Below are 15,448 nucleotides of genomic sequence, written 5' to 3'. Positions count from 1 at the left end.
CTATGCCTCCAGGCGTCCGAGATCGAAGGCAATTCTTCGCAAGGTTTCCAAATGTTCGGGACCATCGTTGATAAATTGCTCGACAGTCATTCCCTTGAGGGCGAAAAAGGTAGCCAATTCCTTCTTTACCGTTGTGTTTCGGACCATCCTAAGCTTGGCTCCATTCCCTTCATCGTATGTCGAGATGTCTAGGTCGCCGATTTTGAGCACGGGTTCAGACATGAGTCCCCGCTCTTCCCAATGTTCAGGAGTTGCGGCGGGCCAGTCTTCCAGGGCCTTCCTCGACTCGCCGGAAACTACTTCAAGCGCGCGAGTCCGAATAAGTTGCGAGGCGCTACCCATCTGATTATGATTCTGCGTTCCCTGGTAGTGACTACCCAAACCACAGGCAATGAGTCCGAGAGATGGGAAACCTATGGCGCGCACACGCCACCCTTTGTTGCTCCGAGGCCGCTCCATCAGCGAAAGCAAATGAATCTGAAAGCTGACGTACTGGATCGGCCCTACGACTTCACTGTATCTCTCTTCCGACACACCATTTTCCTGAAGCCAGTTACGGAAGTCCTTCTGGCACTCCACCCGGTAGAGGTTTCTGTGCGCACCTTGCCCATAGGGGTTGACGCTAACGTCGGCGCCCCAGGCATCCGGTACGAATCGTTCGCTAATGACAGGGAGTGCGTCGACCCAAGCGGCCTCAGCGCGCGATTCCGAGCGAGATGAGAGGAAGGAGGCCACTGGGCCGAGGTCCCAGCTCTGCTCAGAGTTCGGCATCGTGAGCTGGCCGTCAGTCATCGAGCATCGTCTTGATAGCTTGTCCGACCGCTTCGGCGAATAGCGGGGGCACCGCATTACCGACTTGCGAACAGCGGGCAACATCAAACTTCCGCCTAGGTCCGTTAATCGTGTATCGACCCTTGAAGTGGAAGTCGTCGGGGAACGATTGGAGTCGCGCCATCTCCCGTACAGTGATGTTTCGTGGTTCACCGTAGTGAATAAACTCGTCAGGATGCGTGGTAATGGTTGACACGGGTGCGTCAGGGTCGATAAGAACCTTCTTGTCCTTCTTTGTGCCCATTGAAACAAGGAAGCTCTTAGACAAGCGCCCCTTAGGCTGCGTCTCGTGGGCGCTCTTGTAGAGCTCAAGGATTCGCTCGCCGTGCTTTGTGTAACGGTGTGAGTCGGGCACGTCGCCGGCCAGAGTGCCCTTGCGCATGATCTTTGCGTAGGCGCTTACGGGAGCCCCGTAACTTGAAGTTTCAAACTTCGGCGAGTCCGGGGACGGCTGACGGTCCTTTGCGTTGAAGAGGTCGCCTAGTGCCTCTCCTGCGGTTACCGCGCGATCAAGCGGAAGGCCGTGGGAGCGGAGGTGTTCCTGCTGGATATCTTCCAGATGGCGGAAGAAATCGGTAGGCGACAAGCCCAGATCCTTCCGTACGCCAATGATCACTGCCCGCTTGCGGATCTGTGGAACGCCGAACTGGCTTGCGTTCGCGATTCCGAAGTCCGCGCTGTAGCCAAGAGATTCAAATGCAGCGACAACTTCATCTGCAACCGAGGTGGTGGCGCCTTCGCGGGGCCGAGACTTGAACGCTCGAGTGATGCCCTCGACGTTCTCGATTAGTGCAATCTTTGGGCGTACGGCGTCGACGACTTCCAGCAGCCGGTGGACAAGGTGATTGCGTTCGTCCGCTCCGTTGCGCGACCCGCCAACCGAGAAGCCCTGGCAGGGAGGGCCGCCTGCGACTAACGTCACTGTGCCCCGAAGCGTTCGTAGGCGCTCGACGTTCTCCGGAGAGCTCATAAATGAGTCGATGTCGTGTGGGGCTTGGTCGACCCAGTCGGGCCACTCCTCATACGCCTTATAGGGCGCGTCCTTGTCGACCAGGTTGCTGCGCAACGTGTCGAAGGCCATGGGGTCGCGCTCGATGGCGAAGATACCCTTCCAACCTGCTTGGTGAAGCCCCAGCGACAAGCCGCCGGACCCCGCGAAGAGGTCGATGCTTGTCAGGTCGTCGGACATGCTCGGTACTCCTTCAGTTGCGGCTCGATCACCGAGCCTTCTACTTCACCCTCAGTATGAGGCACGCGTTCGCGGCGGGCGCGAGGACACCCCGGGTGTGACTGGGCACGCCTCGTGTGTGCCCGTCATTAGGTGAACTCCACCATGAGGCACCGACAGCTGACCGTGCCGAGGACTTCGCTGCAGTGCGCCACGCAAGCAGTAGTTCCATCGGTCCGTGAGAACTTTCTCTACTCTTTCAAGCGCCGGCTTCGCCGGCTGGGCGGTGACTGCGGGCCGAGGTCCTCGCTGCGCTGCGGTCCTCGGCCTACAGCCACCGCCCTCGCGGGTAGGGCCCAGGGTCGTTGGTCGCTCCAGCCCATGCCCCTGCCGCACCTGAGACTCGCTGGTGCAACGCCCGCCTGCGGTTGACTGTTATGACAGCTTCGAAAAAGCTTGTGCTTGGCGAACCGCTCCGTCAAAAGGCCCCTTCCAAAGCCGTTGCTCTAAGAGGTGCAAAAACGACGGGACGTCAGACTCTGGAACGCCGATCTCCGAGTCAACTATTGAGATATTGTGGTTAATCTCCTTTATTTCGGCTAGGTAGCTTTCCAGCTTCGTGGCGGTAATCGAGTTGAGATATGCCAGGCGGGATACTCGCCGAATCTGCTGGGCCGCTCGCACGCCGTTTTTTCCGACTTTGGTTATTGCTTCCACCGCGTCACCGTTCAATTGCAAAGGAAGCGACTTTTGTATATTTCCCACAAACGAGGGTACCGCCTTATTTAACGCTTCCACGTCGGAAAAGAGGTGAAGGAAGTTGTCGGGGTGCCAAATCAATACATCGTCACCTCGAACCGCAAAGTCGAATCGCTCCTCGACTTTGAATAGCGGCTCTTCCAGCTTTCGGAGCATGTCGGACTGACGCATGTAGAATCTATTCTTCGTTGACACTCGGACACCCTGCGGCTTGCGGATGAATGCGACGTCTTCGCCGTGAGTGTCTTTCCCAACCACGACGTAGAATACATATTTCCCCTCCGCTACATCGGCGGGCGTTAGTCTTTCGTCTGATCGTCGCGATTTTACTATTTGCTCCAGTAGTGATGCCGATACGGGCTCCTCATCCTGGGCGGTCGAACCGCCGCCCGTGGATTCTGGCTTCTGTCCGGCGCTACCCTCGTCGACGGGATCAAGCGCGAGCCCGAGAATGCTCTTGAGTGAGCCGATAAAATGCTGTCCCTGGCTGAGAAGTTCCGTTTCCGAATACGGCAGTGCGTCTTCTGAAGTAATTCGTTCCGCCGCCATGTTTGCAAAGCTTTGAAGGGCGTCCAAGGCGTCTTTTGCGACATGGACTCGCGTGGCGGTAACAAGTCCTGACTGGGGCGGGTTGCCTAGAAGGAAGAGCGGCGTGCTATCCGACAGGGATAGATCTTTCCAGCTGAACGAAGTCACGTAGTTCTCTCCTTGATGCTGAGGTATATGCCGTGTCGGCCTGACATGCGATATTCATTGCCCACTTCGGGACGCCGCCTGCCAATGAGGAGCGAAGTCGAGTGTTCAAAATCTTCGGATTCCACTCGCCATATCTTCAATCCGAGCATGAAGAATAGGGGATTAATTGCGATCATGTTGGTTCCCGAGAGCACGAGTATGTATATAATACTGAAGATTACGTACATTGCAATCTCCTGCCAACCTGAGGGCTGTTGGGTGACCAGGAATGGAAAGACAAAAGACACTAGGTATGCGGCGGCTTCGGGGCCGGCATCCTCCACCCTGGATATTATTGGCGCGAACGACTCTGTACCGGTTGATCGGAATGCAAAATACACTGTAGCAAGGAAGCCGATAGTTGCAATTCCTGCGAAGATGGAAAATGCCACCCAGTCGGGTCCGGCAAACCTGACTGAAAGCAGGATTGACAGTGGCGTAAGTGACGAGAGGGCAAGAGCTATCCTGTCGATTGACAGGCCGATGTTCTCGGTGCGCCGAACTGTTTTATTAATTGGAGCTCGGGGCGCGCCAGACGGATCGGTTGCGTCTGATTGACGCGAATCGTCACCACGCGAGTCTCTCTCCATGTCCAGAAGGTAGCAGAATGGGGTGACACTTGTCGGTGCTGGAAGGCTGGGTGTCCCTGCCCGCAGGGTGTACCGGCTCGCGGTTGCTGCGTGGCGCGCGAGACGTGATTGCAGTTGACAGCAACGCTGACAGCAACGCGACGGTGTCCGGTCGGCTCGCTCGAGCCGGATCGGGGCGATGACCTGGTGAAACGTGTCCGCTCGCACCTGTCCTGACGGACTTTTAATCCGCGGGTCGAGGGTTCGATCCCCTCCGGGCCCACGACTAGCCCCCTGTGCTGGAGCGACGGATGGCGTATCGCCCAGGTCTGAGGGTTTTCCGTTTCTCCTCCGTCCGCTGACCTCGATGGTGCCTGCCTCGGTTCGGAAACGTGCCACCGGCTAGGCTCGATACCGGGGTACAGGACCGCGCCCACGAAGGCCGGTCACGCGAGAGGGGAACACATGTCGCAGGCGAACCATCCCTACGGCGATAGGGGAGACCAGGGCCATCCGGGCAGCGGACAGCCGGGCAACCATTCCGGATCGTATGGGTACGGCCAGGTCCCGCCGGCTCCCGAGCCCTACGGCTCCGTCCCGCCGGGCCCGCCATCCGGCCCGCCGCCCGGATCGCCAGCCCCGTTCAGCTCGGCGCCGTCCGCCTCGCCGGGGCCCTGGGCAGCCTCCGCCCCGTCAGCGTCGGCGGCACCGCCGCACCCGCAGGCACCGCCCCACGCCCAGGGGACGCAGACACTGTCTGCGGCGCAAGCCGGCGCCGCCCTGCAACGGTTCGGTATCGGCAACCCTCTCCCCACCTTCGTGGTCGGCGCGCTCGCCTACGTCATCGCCCTCGGTGCTGCGCTGCTGGTGATCGTCTCGGCCATCGCCGTCGTGCTCACCCTCGACACCGGCGATCTGGCCGGGGGTACCACCTCGCCGACCGGCGGTGCGACCGCGCCCTCGGGAGATGGCGGGTGGCGGGCGATCGTGGGCCTGGTGGGAATCCCGTTCCAGCTGGTCTCCCTCGCCTCCTTCGGCTCCTATGACATCGAACTGAGCCTGGGTTTCCTGGGCGGTGCCACGATGAGCTGGCGGGGATTGCCGCTCCTGATCACCGTCGCGATGGTGGCGACAGCCTTTTTCGCCGCGCGTCTCGTCCAGCGCCGCTGGAGCTCGAACGGAGCGCTCGGCGCCCTGCTGTGGTCGGGTTTCTCCGGGCTCGCAGTGGCGATCTTCGCCGTGATCGCCACGCGCGTCACCGCGTTCGCGATCGAGGACGATTCGCTGGGGATGGCGCTCTCGATGCACTCCGCCGGGGCCGACATGTTCTTCGGCACCTGGGCACTCATCGCGCTGCCGCTGTTCCTGGGGCATGTGGCGGGGAGCGAGAAGCCCGCCTGGTGGCCGCTGGTGGCGGATCTCGCCGCCGCGCCCCGGCTCGCGCTCCTGCACGCCCTGGCATTCGCCATCCCGGTCGGGGTGCTGATCGTGGTCGGCGGAGCGATCGCGATGATCATCGACGGGGAGGCGCGATCCGTGCTGCCCCTCCTGCTTTCGCTCCCGATCTGGGGACTGACCGGCCTCGCCCTGCTGCCGGGGCTCGGGATGCTGTCCGTGCCGGTGCATATGAACCTGCAGGGCAACGTCGAGGATTTCGGGCTGGAGCGCTCCAACGAGTTCCTGTGGTTCTTCGACCTGCCCTGGTACGGATGGATCCCCATGGTGCTGATCGCTCTGCTGATGCCGGCGGCGGTCGCGCTGCTGTGGAACCGGGACCGCGAACTCGTGAAGGGGAACATCCTCGCGCAGGCCGCCTCCTGGGCGGCGCTCCCGCTCGCCTACTTCGGAGGCTCGGTGATCCTGCTCGCGCTGGTCTGGACCAGCACCCAGGCCCGGATGGGGATGATGGGCAACGTCGTCGTCGACGTCGGCCTCGCCCTCTGGATGCCTCTGGTCGCGTTCTTCCTCGGGCTGTTGGTCGAGGTCCTCGCCCGGTTCGGCGCGCCGTTCGTGGACCGCTTCGTGCCCGGGGTGCTCGTGAACTGGTTCCGACGCTCAGCGCGGGCGCGCCGCGCGAGTGACTAGTCCCGCAGGCCGGCGCGGCGCAAGGTCGCGGCGACCTTGTCGCTGAGCAGCGCCAACGACCGTTCATCGTGACCGCGCAGGTGCTCGAGCGCCGCCAGCGCCGTGATCACCACGTCCAGCAGCTCCTCCTCGACATCCGCTGAGCTGTGGGTGACGCCCTTGCGCGGGTTCTGGCCGGTCGCACCGATGTGCGCGGAGACCACCTCGCCGGCCTCCTCGGTGATCTTCGCCAGCCGGGCCCAGGTCGCGGCCTCCGGATCGCGGTGCGCGTTGCCGTCGTCGATCCAGCGGCTGAGCTCGGCGATCCCGTGTGCGGTGTCGTGGCAGTCCATGCGGCCAGTCTCCTGCATAGCGGCGCCGAGCATGCGCCCGTCGAGAGCAGTTCTAGAGGGTGCACCGTCTGCGCTGCGAGCTGCGCCCCCAGCGGGACGGCGCCGGCGCCCGGCGGATCGCGGGGGAGTGCGACTGCGGCCGGCGACCGGTGGCCCGCTCCTGGTCGCCACCAGCTTCTCCGTGCTCGGCATCGTCGCCGCCGTGATCATGGTGCTGGTCGTGCTGCTCGCCCTGAACCCTGCGAACTGGACGGACCCGGCCCCACGAAGCCGTCCATCGTGTGGTTGACGCCCAGCAGATCCAGGCCGCGGTCGAAGAGCCGCACCGGCAGGATCCGCGCCGCCGGGAGCAGCCGGGCGAGCCACGGGGTGATGATCTGCTCTTTCCCGCGCTCGATCGCCGTGAGCGCGCTGCGTGCCACCTCCTGCTACGTCAGGATCGGCAGCAGGCGGGGGAACTTCGTGCTCGCCCCCTCGAACATGTCGGTGTCGATGTCGAACGGGCACATCACGAAGGTCCCCACGGCGCTGGAGTCCGCCCGCAGCTCAGCCCGCAGCGACTCGGTGAATCCGACTGCGGCCCACTTGCTCGCGGAGTAGTCCGTCTGCCGGGCGACCCCGGCCAGCCCCGCGGCGCTGGCGATGGTGCCGTGCTCGCGCTCGAGCATCCCGGGCAGGAAGGCGCGCGTCACCAGAACAGGGCAAGGGTGTTCAGCTCGAAGGTGCGGCGGATGTCCTCGTCGCTCGCCTCCAGCAGCCGCGTGCCGGTGATGATGCCGGCATTGTTGATCACCACGTCCTGCGGGCCCGCCACCAGTGCGGCGGCGGCGACCTGCTCGCGGACGGTGATGAGCACGCGGGCCTCGCGCAGGGGTGTTCCGTGGTACATCCTCGTACTCCTCGGGAGGCGGTTCGAATGCTCCTCAGCGAAGTAGGAGGGCCGCCCCCTCGTCGGGGCGGCCCTCCGTCGTGCGTTTCCTCAGGCATCCAAGCCCTCGGGCATCACGCTCCTCATACGAGGCTGACCTTGCTCCTCCAGGAGTGGACGCTGCGCACGAGGCACACCAGCGTCATCAGCAGGATCACCGGCAGGAACCCGATCGGCATGATGTCGTCCGTGCTGGTGGATCCTGCCGCCATCTCGCTGAACACGGACCAGTGCACCACCCCGAGGCTCCCGTCGACCATCGCGATGCCCCAGGGGAGGGCGGCGATCCCGAGGAAGATGAGGACCTGCGAGGCGAGGTAGAGACCGAGGAAGACCACCACGGGGCCGCCGAGGCCGAGCCGGTTCAGCGGGGTCTCGCTGCCCACCGAGGCGGCGAAGAAGTACTGGATCGGCCAGACCAGGATCATGCCCACGAAGAGCACGATGCCGGCGATCAGGAGCGGCGTCGAGGTGACCGCCGCGCCCGTGCTCCACAGCTGCTGGATGACGGAGAAGGGGTTGCGATCGGTCCCCATCTGCCCGCCGATGACGGGCCAGGCGGCGAACAGCAGGCCGAAGGCCACCAGCAGCCCGGCGAGGGAGATCAGCAGCGCCCATAGCAGCTTGGCCGCATAGATCGTGGCCCCGCGCACGGGGAGGGACTGGGTGAAGTATCCGGTGCGGCTGTAGCTGGACTGCCAGTAATGGATGGTCAGGGCGATCTGCAGCGCCGGGATCAGCCCGGTGAGCGGGACCACCACCATCAGCATTCCGATCAGGGAGATCACGGGCCAGCCGGTGGCGGTCAGCGCGGTGCCCGCAGCGACCAGCAGCAGGACGATCGCGCCGATGGTGCCGAGCAGCCCACGGGTGCGCAGCCATTCGTGCTTCATGAGGGTGGTGATCATCGGTACGTCTCCTTGAAGATCTCATCGAGGCTGGCCCCGTGCGCGGCGCGGAGGTCGTCGGCCTCGCCGGCGAGGACCACGGAGCCGTGCCGCATCATGACCACCGAGTCGAGGATCGGCTCGAGGTCGTGGATCAGGTGGGTGGAGATCAGCAGCAGCGAGTCCTCCTCGAGGGTGCCCAGGATCCCGTCGAGGATGATCTGGCGGGCGGCGGGGTCGACGCCGCTGATCGGCTCGTCCAGCAGGAACACCTCGGCCCGGCGGGACATCGCCAGCGCGATCTGGACCTTCTCCCGCATGCCCTTGGACATCGCCTTCAGGCGCATCGACTCGTCGAGTCCGAAGAACCGCAGGAGCTCGTGGGCCTTCGCGGCGTCGAAGTCCTCGAAGAAGTCGCTGTACAGGTCCACGCAGTAGCGCGCTCGGGCCCCGTCGGGCAGGAAGCTGGTGTCGGGGAGGAAGGAGACCTTTGCCTTGGAGGCCGGGCCCGGGACCAGGCCCGCGATACGGGCCTCTCCCTGGTAGTCGCTGATCACGCCGGCGAGGATCTTCATCAGCGTGGTCTTGCCGCATCCGTTCTCGCCCAGCAGGCCGATGATCCGGCCTCCTTCGAGCTCGAGATCCAGGGAGTCGATCGCTGTGATCCGACCAAAGGTCTTGGTCAGCCCCCTGGTGGAGATCAGAGGGTGCTTCGCATGCTCAGGGATGGTCATCTCAGGCTCCCTCGGTCTGGGGACTGCCGTTGCTGTCGTGGTCATGGTGATTCCATCTCTCGGTGAGGAGCTGCTGGGCCTGGCTTCGCCCCATGCCGAAGCCTCGGGCGTGCTGGATGAAGTCGTCTGCGGCGCCTTCGGCGAGGTCGGCTCGCAGCCGGTCGATCCGGTCGGTGTCCTCGGTGACGAAGCGGCCGGAGGTGCGTTCGGAGCGGCACAGCCCCTCGCGCTCGAGCTCGGCCAGAGCTCGTTGGATCGTGTTCGGGTTGACGCCGAGCTCGGTGGCGAGCCCGCGAACGCCCGGGATCTTGGCTCCAGCGGGCCACTGGCTGACGACGATCCGGCGGGAGAACTCTGTGACCAGCTGCATCCAGATCGGGAGTGAACTGTCGAACTGCATCAGCGACCCCCTGTCTCAATGTATTAGGTAACTAATACAGTAGGACAGTTGTAGGGCGCGGTCAAGACCCGGACCGGGGAGCGCAGTCCGGGGCGGCGTGGAGGGACGGCTCAGACGGGTCGGTCCAGCCGGGTCAGTCGAGTCGGGTCAGTCCGGCCGTGTCAGTCCAGTCGAGGCAGTTCAGCCGTGTCAGTCCCGCCGTGTCAGTCGAGGCAGAACTCGTTGCCCTCCGGATCGGCCATCACGATGAATCCGATGTTCATCGGCGGCTCGGGCTCGTGGCGCTGCACTCGCGTGGCCCCGAGCGCGAGCAGCTGCTCGCACCGTGCCTCGAGCGCGGCCATCCGCTCCTCCTCGCGGAGGTCCGGTGCGGTGCGCACATCGAGGTGCATCCGATTCTTGGCGACCTTGCCCTCCGGGACCTGCTGGAAGAAGAGTCGTGGCCCGGCCCCGTCGGGATCCTCGAGGGCTGAGGCGCTGTTGCGCTGCTCCTCGGGCACGCCGCTCGCCGCGAGGAAGTCGTCCCACGCCTCCAGTGGATCGGAGCCCGGTGACAGGGCGTTGCCGGGAGGGCCCGGATGCACGTATCCGAGCACCTCTCTCCAGAACAGCGAGAGCGTGCGCGGGTCGCGGGCATCGAACGTGATCTGGACGGTGGCGCTCATGGGGTGCTCTCCCGGGGTGTGGGTCCGTGGGGTGCTCGGCTGGTGAAGGGTGGCAGTGTGCCGCTGTGCCCCTATCGTCCGTTGCTGTGCGGACAGGGCCTGTCCGCAGAGTCTGCGTCGGCTCGGCGGGCAGACAGTGCCCGGCGCCCGTCGCCCGTCTGCCGGTACAGCGCACAGGGCACCGGCGCTGCCGATGCCCTGTGCGGGGTGGTGACTCTGCTCAGGCTGCGTGAGCACGTGCAGATCAGAGCACGAGCAGCAGGATGATGATGATCAGCAGAATGGTGGTGAGGCTGATGGGAAGGACGGCCTTGCGCATGGCGATCTCCTTCGGTCGAGGCAACCCACCGGAGTCTCCGACGGGGGCTACCAACGTAGGTGACCGTGTGCTGAAGCGGCTATTCCGAGCATGCCTGAACGGCCCCTACGGGGTGTTCGTGCAGGTCGCAGCGGGAGCAGACCGGATGGTCGACAAATGTGCCCGGGGTCGTGGGGGAGGTCGGGGCCTGTCAGGTCAGGCGCCGACGGCGGCGTTCGCCCGAGCGAACTCCTCGTCGCTCACCGGCTCGAGCCAGATCACGGTCTCGTCGTCCTGATCGGCTTCCTGCACCGCGATGTGGGACATCGGGGAGGCGCTGAGCGCGCCATGCCAGTGCTCCTCGCGCGGCGGGATCCAGACGGTGCGGCCGGGCTCGAGGGTGAGCACCTCCCCGGCGCGGGTGACCACCAAACCCGTGCCGTCGGTCCCGTAGAGCGTCTGGCCCACCGGATGCCAGTGCCAGTGGGTCCGGGAGCCTGGAGCGAAATGCACATGGTTCATCGCTGCCCGCGACTCACCGCGCGGGCCGCGGATCGCATCCAGGAGGACCTCGCCGGTGAATGACGTCTCCGGGCCGGTGGTCGTCGGCGGGCGGTCGAGCTTATCCATCTGGTCCTCCTGCTGGCGGGGGAGTGGTGGTGCCCATCAGATACCCGGGCGGCGTGAAGTGCAAGGCCTCGCCGAGTGGCAAGTAGGGACTTGCGGTGAGTGAAAACCTGCGACCGTTCCTCCACAGTGGCCATTTATCCACAAATTCATCCACAGTCTCGACGGCAGGGGCGCAGGTTTTTGCGACGTCGTCGATGGGGAGCGCGGTGCCGGTGCATCGTTGCAGGTTGTGAGGGTGCTCAGGTCGGTTCAAGGGGATGCCGGGGGCGGCAAGCACGTTATCCACATTTCTCGGACGGGGTTTCGATTCTGGGCCGAACCGGGAAGAATGGAGGCATGTCGACAGCGAATATTCCGGAGTCCTCGCAGGAGCATCCCGCTCCCGAGGCGCTCCTCGCTGCGCTTCGTGAGGCAGGCCCCACCGGTCTCGCGGAGCTGATCGGGGATACCGACTTCCTGCTCTCCGCCATCGCAGCCACCCCGAGACGGATGTTCACGCCCGGTGCGCGACCGCGCGGTACGTACAAGAACCTGCTCGACAAGATCCATGAGGCGCGCAGCTCTCTCGACGCCCTCGAGGCACGCGCCGTGGTCGCGCTCGCCGAGGCGACCACCCGTGACCAGGTGCAGGCCGCGCGTGACGATGCTGCCCACGAGAACTCCTTTCTCCCACCGCTGGACCGGCTGATCCGGCAGGCCGACGCCAGGACCGCACGGGATGTTTCATTGGCCACCAGGCGCTCGCCGTCGACGACGAAGAGGACCTTGACGTCTGCGCGGCGCCTCATCGGCGCCATGCCCCGCATGCTCCAGTCTCTGGCCGGGGGGAAGGTCACGGCCACGGTCGCCTATGCGATCGCCTCCGCAACGGGGCCGCTCGATGACCGGCAGCGCCGCCAGGTCGACGAGGACCTCTTCGCGCGACTGCCGCGGATGGACGGCGCCGGAGTGAAGCGATGGCAGAAAGCTGTCGCCCAGGCCATCGCTGAGCTCGATCCTCACGGTGCCGCCGGTCGTCACCAGGCGGCGCGCAAGAACCGGCACGTGAACTTCACCCCGGGCGAGCACGGCATGGCGACCGTCAGCGCGTACCTGCCGGCCCTCGACGCGAAGCTCGTCCATAAACGGCTCTCCCTCGAGGCGGAACGCCGACGGGCCGACGGTGCTCGGCAGGGCCATGGCGCACTGATGGCGGATGCCTTCACCGACACACTGCTCGGGCGGGACAGCGGGATGGAGCCGGTGACGCTCGAGATCGGGCTCATGATGACCGACCGTGCCCTGCTCTCCCCGGACCATGGGGACGTCGCCCATATCGAGGGCTACGGCCCAGTCCCGGCTGAGGCTCTGCGCGAAGAGCTGCGCAACGCGCTCGCCGAGCCCGAGGATCCGGCTGAGGATCGATTCGGACCGGACGGGCCGCAGCTGCGGGTCGTCCTGCGGCGTCTGTACCTCCATCCCACCGCCGGGGAGCTGGTCGCCGTGGAGTCTCGGGCCCGGGAGTTCCCGGCTGCCCTGAAAAGGTTCCTGAACTGGCGTGATGGCACCTGTCGTGCCCCGTACTGCGATGCGCCCCTGCGCCATCACGACCACATCGTGCCGGCGAGCAAGGGTGGCCCCACCAGCGTGGACAACGGTCAGGGCTCCTGCGCGTACTGCAACCTCGCCAGAGAGGACGACGTCGCCCGGGTCGAGCGCGTCGAGGACCCGGAGCTCCCCGGCCACCTGGTGGCCTGGACCGGTCACGGTGGCACGACGGTCATCACCGCCGCGCCGCCGCTCGGGCCGATCGCGCCGGTGGAGGACAGCCCCGTCGATCGCTCCGAATGCCACGATGAGGACCAGGTCGAGCACTCGGAACAGGACGAGGGCCAGGGCAATGGCCGGGGCGAGGACCAGGAAGAGCCTGGCGGGATCGCCGGCAGTGCCGACGTCGCACCGTGCACGGGTAGCGAGCTGTCGATCAGCTGTCGGATTCCCGAGGGTGACGCCGAGCAGCCCAGCGGATATCCCAGAATGGTCGGACCTCCTCGGGGAAAGCCCGCAAGCGCTGGCGTGCCAGGATGCACCCCACGGGCGACGAAGTCCTGCGACCGGCGCCGTCGTGCGCCGCGACGTCCTGAGACTCGACATCCTGAGACTCGACACTGCGCGCGGCCACCGCGCGCGTCTCGATCTGCTGTGCCGTGGAACCACCGCGTCTCACGTCGTCACCGCCACGCCCTTGCAGCGGGGGTCTCGATCTACTGTGACCTGATGATCCGTCACACCGTTTCCTTCACCCTCGTGCACGCTGCGGACTCCGCAGCGGAGCAGGACTTCCTCACCCAGGCGCCGGCCCTGCTCCGCGAGATCGATGGAGTCGAGGACTTCGCCGTCTCGCGACAGGTCAGCCCCAAGTCGGATTACCGGTTCCAGTTCGCGATGACTTTCGCAGACCAGGCGACCTACGCCGCCTACGATGCGCACCCCGAGCATCAGCAGTTCGTCGCAACGCGGTGGAGCAGCGAAGTCAGCGCCTTCGAGGAACTCGACTTCATCGCTTATCCCTGAAGCATCCGCGCGACGCTCGACAGGACGATGCCCCGGACGCCGACCGCAGTGGTCGGCATCCGGGGCATCGCCGCTGGTCGGCGGATCAGGCTTCCGCGCGCCGCAGCCAGACCGTGGTCGCGCCGGGCAGCTCCTGTGCCGTGCCGTCGGCCGCTGTGAGCGGAGCGCTCGCGAGCAGCACCTCGCCGTCCGGCAGTGCGACCGGCGCGTCACCGAAGTTCGTCACGCTCAACCAGCCGCCGGGCCGCTCGAAGGCGAGGACGTCACCGGTGGAGACCTCCTCGTCCCAGGTCAGCGACTCCTCGCTCTGCAGCTCCCCACGCAGTCGCAGCGCCTCGCGGTACATCTCGAGGGTTGAGCCCGCGACCCCGTCCTCGGCCTCGACCGAGAAGTCCGCGAACCAGGCCGGCTGGGGCAGGTGCGCGCCGCCGGTCCCGAAGCCGAATGAGGAGCCTTCGCGGGTCCAGGGCAGCGGCACCCGGCAGCCATCACGGCCCAGACCGTCGAAGCCGCGATCCTCCGCGGTGGTGCGCCAGAAGGCGGGATCCTGCCGCTGTGCGTCGGGGATCTCGGCCACCTCGTGCAGGCCCAGCTCCTCACCCTGGTACAGGTAGGCGCTGCCGGGCAGGGCCAGCTCGAACATCGTCGCCGCACGCGCGCGGCGCAGACCCAGTTCACGATCGATGCCCTCGTCCGGACCGCCGGCGAGCACCCACTCAGCGCCCTGCTTCACGTCACGACCGGCGCGCGGGGGCAGACCGTAGCGGGTCGCATGGCGCACTCCGTCGTGGTTCGAGAACACCCAGGTGGTGGATGAGCCCGTCGCCGCCGACTGCGCAAGGTTGTCCGTGACGATGTCGCGGAAGTGTGTCGCGTCGAAGTCCGCCTCCATCAGATCGAAGTTGAACGCCTGGCCCAGGCCCTCGGGGCTCGCGTACTTCGCGCGCCGCTCCGGGGTCTCCACCCAGGCCTCCGCCACGGCGGTGCGTGCCGGGGAGTACTCGTTGAACACGGCGCGCCACTCGGCGTAGATCTCATGGACCTCATCGCGGTCCCACAGCGGGTGGGTGCCGTCCTTGGGCATCGCCTGCAGCTCCGCCTTGCTCGGCAGCACCTCGCCGAGATCCTTGGCGAGCCCGTGCGCCACATCGATGCGGAAGCCGTCGACTCCGCGATCCGACCAGAACCGCAGCGTCCGCCTGAAGTCCTCGTGGACCTCGGGGTGCTTCCAGTTGAAGTCGGGCTGCTCGGTGGCGAAGGAGTGCAGGTACCACTGGCCGTCCGGCACCCGGGTCCAGGCCGGGCCGCTGAAGATCGAGGTCCAGTCCGCCGGGGGCAGCTCCCCGTTCTCGCCCGTGCCGTCGCGGAAGATGTACCGCGCCCGAGCGTTCGAGCCCTGCGGGGAGGCCAGCGCCTCGCGGAACCACTCATGGCGGTCCGAGGAGTGGTTGGGGACCAGGTCCACCACCAGCTTGATGCCGGCGTCATGGAGCGCGGCGACCATCTCGTCGAACTCCGTCAGGGTGCCGATCTTCGGATCGACGTCCCGGAAGTCGTCCACGTCGTAGCCGCCGTCCGCGAGCGCGGAGGGGTAGAACGGGCTCAGCCAGACGGCGTCGACGCCGAGCTGCTGCAGGTAGGGCACGCGGGAGATGATCCCGCCCAGGTCACCGATGCCGTCGCCGTTGCTGTCCGCGAAGGAGCGCGGGTAGATCTGGTAGACGGCCGCCTGGCGCCACCAGTCGGCGTCAGCCTGCTGGTCGGCGGGAACGGTCAGGGAAGGAGTGGTCACGGTCGAGGAACCTCCGGGTTCTGCGGGTGGTGGGTGAAGAACGGGTGTGAGGGGAAAGAGTCGGGTGGGGAAGCGGCAGGTG

Annotated in this window: 16 protein-coding genes and 1 tRNA gene; 3 read left to right on the top strand and 14 right to left on the bottom strand. The window is 65.7% G+C overall.

Annotation, left to right across the window (positions count from 1 at the left end; genetic code table 11):
• From ACT3UF_RS02055 to ACT3UF_RS02040, 4 genes are all read right to left on the bottom strand, one after another.
• Positions 1 to 792, bottom strand: coding sequence for a hypothetical protein (locus ACT3UF_RS02055; RefSeq protein WP_444601303.1), 792 nt, complete (start codon positions 790 to 792; stop codon positions 1 to 3).
• On the bottom strand, positions 785 to 2,020 hold the full coding sequence (locus tag ACT3UF_RS02050) for a DNA cytosine methyltransferase (protein WP_444601302.1): 1,236 nt from the start codon (positions 2,018 to 2,020) through the stop codon (positions 785 to 787). Before ACT3UF_RS02050 ends, ACT3UF_RS02055 begins: the two co-directional genes overlap by 8 nt.
• A gap of 414 nt (positions 2,021 to 2,434) precedes the next feature.
• Positions 2,435 to 3,454, bottom strand: a complete 1,020-nt coding sequence (locus tag ACT3UF_RS02045) for a Kiwa anti-phage protein KwaB-like domain-containing protein (RefSeq protein ID WP_444601301.1) — start codon at positions 3,452 to 3,454, stop codon at positions 2,435 to 2,437.
• Entirely contained in the window at positions 3,451 to 4,083 is a 633-nt protein-coding gene (locus tag ACT3UF_RS02040) for a hypothetical protein (RefSeq protein WP_444601300.1), read from the bottom strand. The genes ACT3UF_RS02045 and ACT3UF_RS02040 overlap by 4 nt, the downstream gene beginning before the upstream one ends.
• Before the next feature lie 173 nt (positions 4,084 to 4,256).
• Here ACT3UF_RS02040 and ACT3UF_RS02035 point away from each other — a divergent pair.
• Positions 4,257 to 4,345: transfer RNA gene (locus tag ACT3UF_RS02035), tRNA-Lys, on the top strand.
• 182 nt (positions 4,346 to 4,527) lie between these two features.
• Positions 4,528 to 6,147 carry a hypothetical protein gene (locus tag ACT3UF_RS02030; protein WP_444502191.1) on the top strand — a complete coding sequence of 540 codons (1,620 nt, stop codon included), beginning with the start codon at positions 4,528 to 4,530 and terminating at the stop codon, positions 6,145 to 6,147.
• Here ACT3UF_RS02030 and ACT3UF_RS02025 read toward each other — a convergent pair.
• From ACT3UF_RS02025 to ACT3UF_RS01985, 9 genes are all read right to left on the bottom strand, one after another.
• On the bottom strand, positions 6,144 to 6,479 hold the full coding sequence (locus tag ACT3UF_RS02025; protein ID WP_441443067.1) for a MazG-like family protein: 336 nt from the start codon (positions 6,477 to 6,479) through the stop codon (positions 6,144 to 6,146). The two genes, ACT3UF_RS02030 and ACT3UF_RS02025, sit on opposite strands and share 4 nt — an antisense overlap.
• A gap of 206 nt (positions 6,480 to 6,685) precedes the next feature.
• Positions 6,686 to 6,901, bottom strand: coding sequence for a hypothetical protein (locus ACT3UF_RS02020; protein ID WP_441443066.1), 216 nt, complete (start codon positions 6,899 to 6,901; stop codon positions 6,686 to 6,688).
• A gap of 6 nt (positions 6,902 to 6,907) precedes the next feature.
• A complete protein-coding gene (locus ACT3UF_RS02015; protein WP_441443065.1) occupies positions 6,908 to 7,171 on the bottom strand; it encodes an SDR family NAD(P)-dependent oxidoreductase in 264 nt (87 codons plus the stop codon).
• Positions 7,168 to 7,368, bottom strand: a complete 201-nt coding sequence (locus ACT3UF_RS02010; RefSeq protein WP_441443064.1) for an SDR family NAD(P)-dependent oxidoreductase — start codon at positions 7,366 to 7,368, stop codon at positions 7,168 to 7,170. The genes ACT3UF_RS02015 and ACT3UF_RS02010 overlap by 4 nt, the downstream gene beginning before the upstream one ends.
• Positions 7,369 to 7,490: 122 nt before the next feature.
• Positions 7,491 to 8,315 carry a hypothetical protein gene (locus ACT3UF_RS02005; protein ID WP_441443063.1) on the bottom strand — a complete coding sequence of 275 codons (825 nt, stop codon included), beginning with the start codon at positions 8,313 to 8,315 and terminating at the stop codon, positions 7,491 to 7,493.
• Positions 8,312 to 9,028 carry an ABC transporter ATP-binding protein gene (locus tag ACT3UF_RS02000; protein WP_442332766.1) on the bottom strand — a complete coding sequence of 239 codons (717 nt, stop codon included), beginning with the start codon at positions 9,026 to 9,028 and terminating at the stop codon, positions 8,312 to 8,314. Before ACT3UF_RS02000 ends, ACT3UF_RS02005 begins: the two co-directional genes overlap by 4 nt.
• A gap of 1 nt (position 9,029) precedes the next feature.
• Positions 9,030 to 9,428 (bottom strand): GntR family transcriptional regulator, encoded by a 399-nt coding sequence (locus ACT3UF_RS01995; protein WP_444607979.1) that lies wholly within the window; start codon positions 9,426 to 9,428, stop codon positions 9,030 to 9,032.
• A 203-nt stretch (positions 9,429 to 9,631) separates the two neighbouring features.
• Positions 9,632 to 10,093, bottom strand: coding sequence for a VOC family protein (locus tag ACT3UF_RS01990; protein WP_444607978.1), 462 nt, complete (start codon positions 10,091 to 10,093; stop codon positions 9,632 to 9,634).
• Positions 10,094 to 10,607: 514 nt separating this feature from the next.
• Positions 10,608 to 11,021 (bottom strand): (R)-mandelonitrile lyase, encoded by a 414-nt coding sequence (locus ACT3UF_RS01985; protein ID WP_441443059.1) that lies wholly within the window; start codon positions 11,019 to 11,021, stop codon positions 10,608 to 10,610.
• A 336-nt stretch (positions 11,022 to 11,357) separates the two neighbouring features.
• Here ACT3UF_RS01985 and ACT3UF_RS01980 point away from each other — a divergent pair, with 336 nt between their 5' ends.
• Positions 11,358 to 13,574 carry a Dabb family protein gene (locus ACT3UF_RS01980; protein ID WP_444601299.1) on the top strand — a complete coding sequence of 739 codons (2,217 nt, stop codon included), beginning with the start codon at positions 11,358 to 11,360 and terminating at the stop codon, positions 13,572 to 13,574.
• A gap of 85 nt (positions 13,575 to 13,659) precedes the next feature.
• Here the strand turns inward: ACT3UF_RS01980 and ACT3UF_RS01975 are convergent, their stop codons facing one another.
• Positions 13,660 to 15,366 carry a glycoside hydrolase family 13 protein gene (locus ACT3UF_RS01975; protein WP_441444399.1) on the bottom strand — a complete coding sequence of 569 codons (1,707 nt, stop codon included), beginning with the start codon at positions 15,364 to 15,366 and terminating at the stop codon, positions 13,660 to 13,662.
• Positions 15,367 to 15,448 lie beyond the last annotated feature (82 nt).

It is taken from the genome of Brachybacterium sp. AOP24-D1-21, assembly GCF_052378665.1.
Lineage (GTDB): Bacteria > Actinomycetota > Actinomycetes > Actinomycetales > Dermabacteraceae > Brachybacterium.
Note: the sequence above shows the minus strand (reverse complement) of the source record. Positions and strands in the feature narration are given on the sequence as shown.

Excerpts from the sequence above, each read along its gene's own strand:
- ACT3UF_RS01995 (WP_444607979.1), bottom strand. The coding sequence starts at position 9,428 with ATGCAGTTCGACAGTTCACTCCCGATCTGGATGCAGCTGGTCACAGAG.
- ACT3UF_RS02010 (WP_441443064.1), bottom strand. The coding sequence starts at position 7,368 with ATGTACCACGGAACACCCCTGCGCGAGGCCCGCGTGCTCATCACCGTC.
- ACT3UF_RS02030 (WP_444502191.1), top strand. The coding sequence starts at position 4,528 with ATGTCGCAGGCGAACCATCCCTACGGCGATAGGGGAGACCAGGGCCAT.
- ACT3UF_RS01990 (WP_444607978.1), bottom strand. The coding sequence starts at position 10,093 with ATGAGCGCCACCGTCCAGATCACGTTCGATGCCCGCGACCCGCGCACG.
- ACT3UF_RS02000 (WP_442332766.1), bottom strand. The coding sequence starts at position 9,028 with ATGACCATCCCTGAGCATGCGAAGCACCCTCTGATCTCCACCAGGGGG.
- ACT3UF_RS01985 (WP_441443059.1), bottom strand. The coding sequence starts at position 11,021 with ATGGATAAGCTCGACCGCCCGCCGACGACCACCGGCCCGGAGACGTCA.
- ACT3UF_RS01980 (WP_444601299.1), top strand. The coding sequence starts at position 11,358 with ATGTCGACAGCGAATATTCCGGAGTCCTCGCAGGAGCATCCCGCTCCC.
- ACT3UF_RS02050 (WP_444601302.1), bottom strand. The coding sequence starts at position 2,020 with ATGTCCGACGACCTGACAAGCATCGACCTCTTCGCGGGGTCCGGCGGC.
- ACT3UF_RS02055 (WP_444601303.1), bottom strand. The coding sequence starts at position 792 with ATGACTGACGGCCAGCTCACGATGCCGAACTCTGAGCAGAGCTGGGAC.
- ACT3UF_RS02005 (WP_441443063.1), bottom strand. The coding sequence starts at position 8,315 with ATGATCACCACCCTCATGAAGCACGAATGGCTGCGCACCCGTGGGCTG.
- ACT3UF_RS02025 (WP_441443067.1), bottom strand. The coding sequence starts at position 6,479 with ATGGACTGCCACGACACCGCACACGGGATCGCCGAGCTCAGCCGCTGG.
- ACT3UF_RS02040 (WP_444601300.1), bottom strand. The coding sequence starts at position 4,083 with ATGGAGAGAGACTCGCGTGGTGACGATTCGCGTCAATCAGACGCAACC.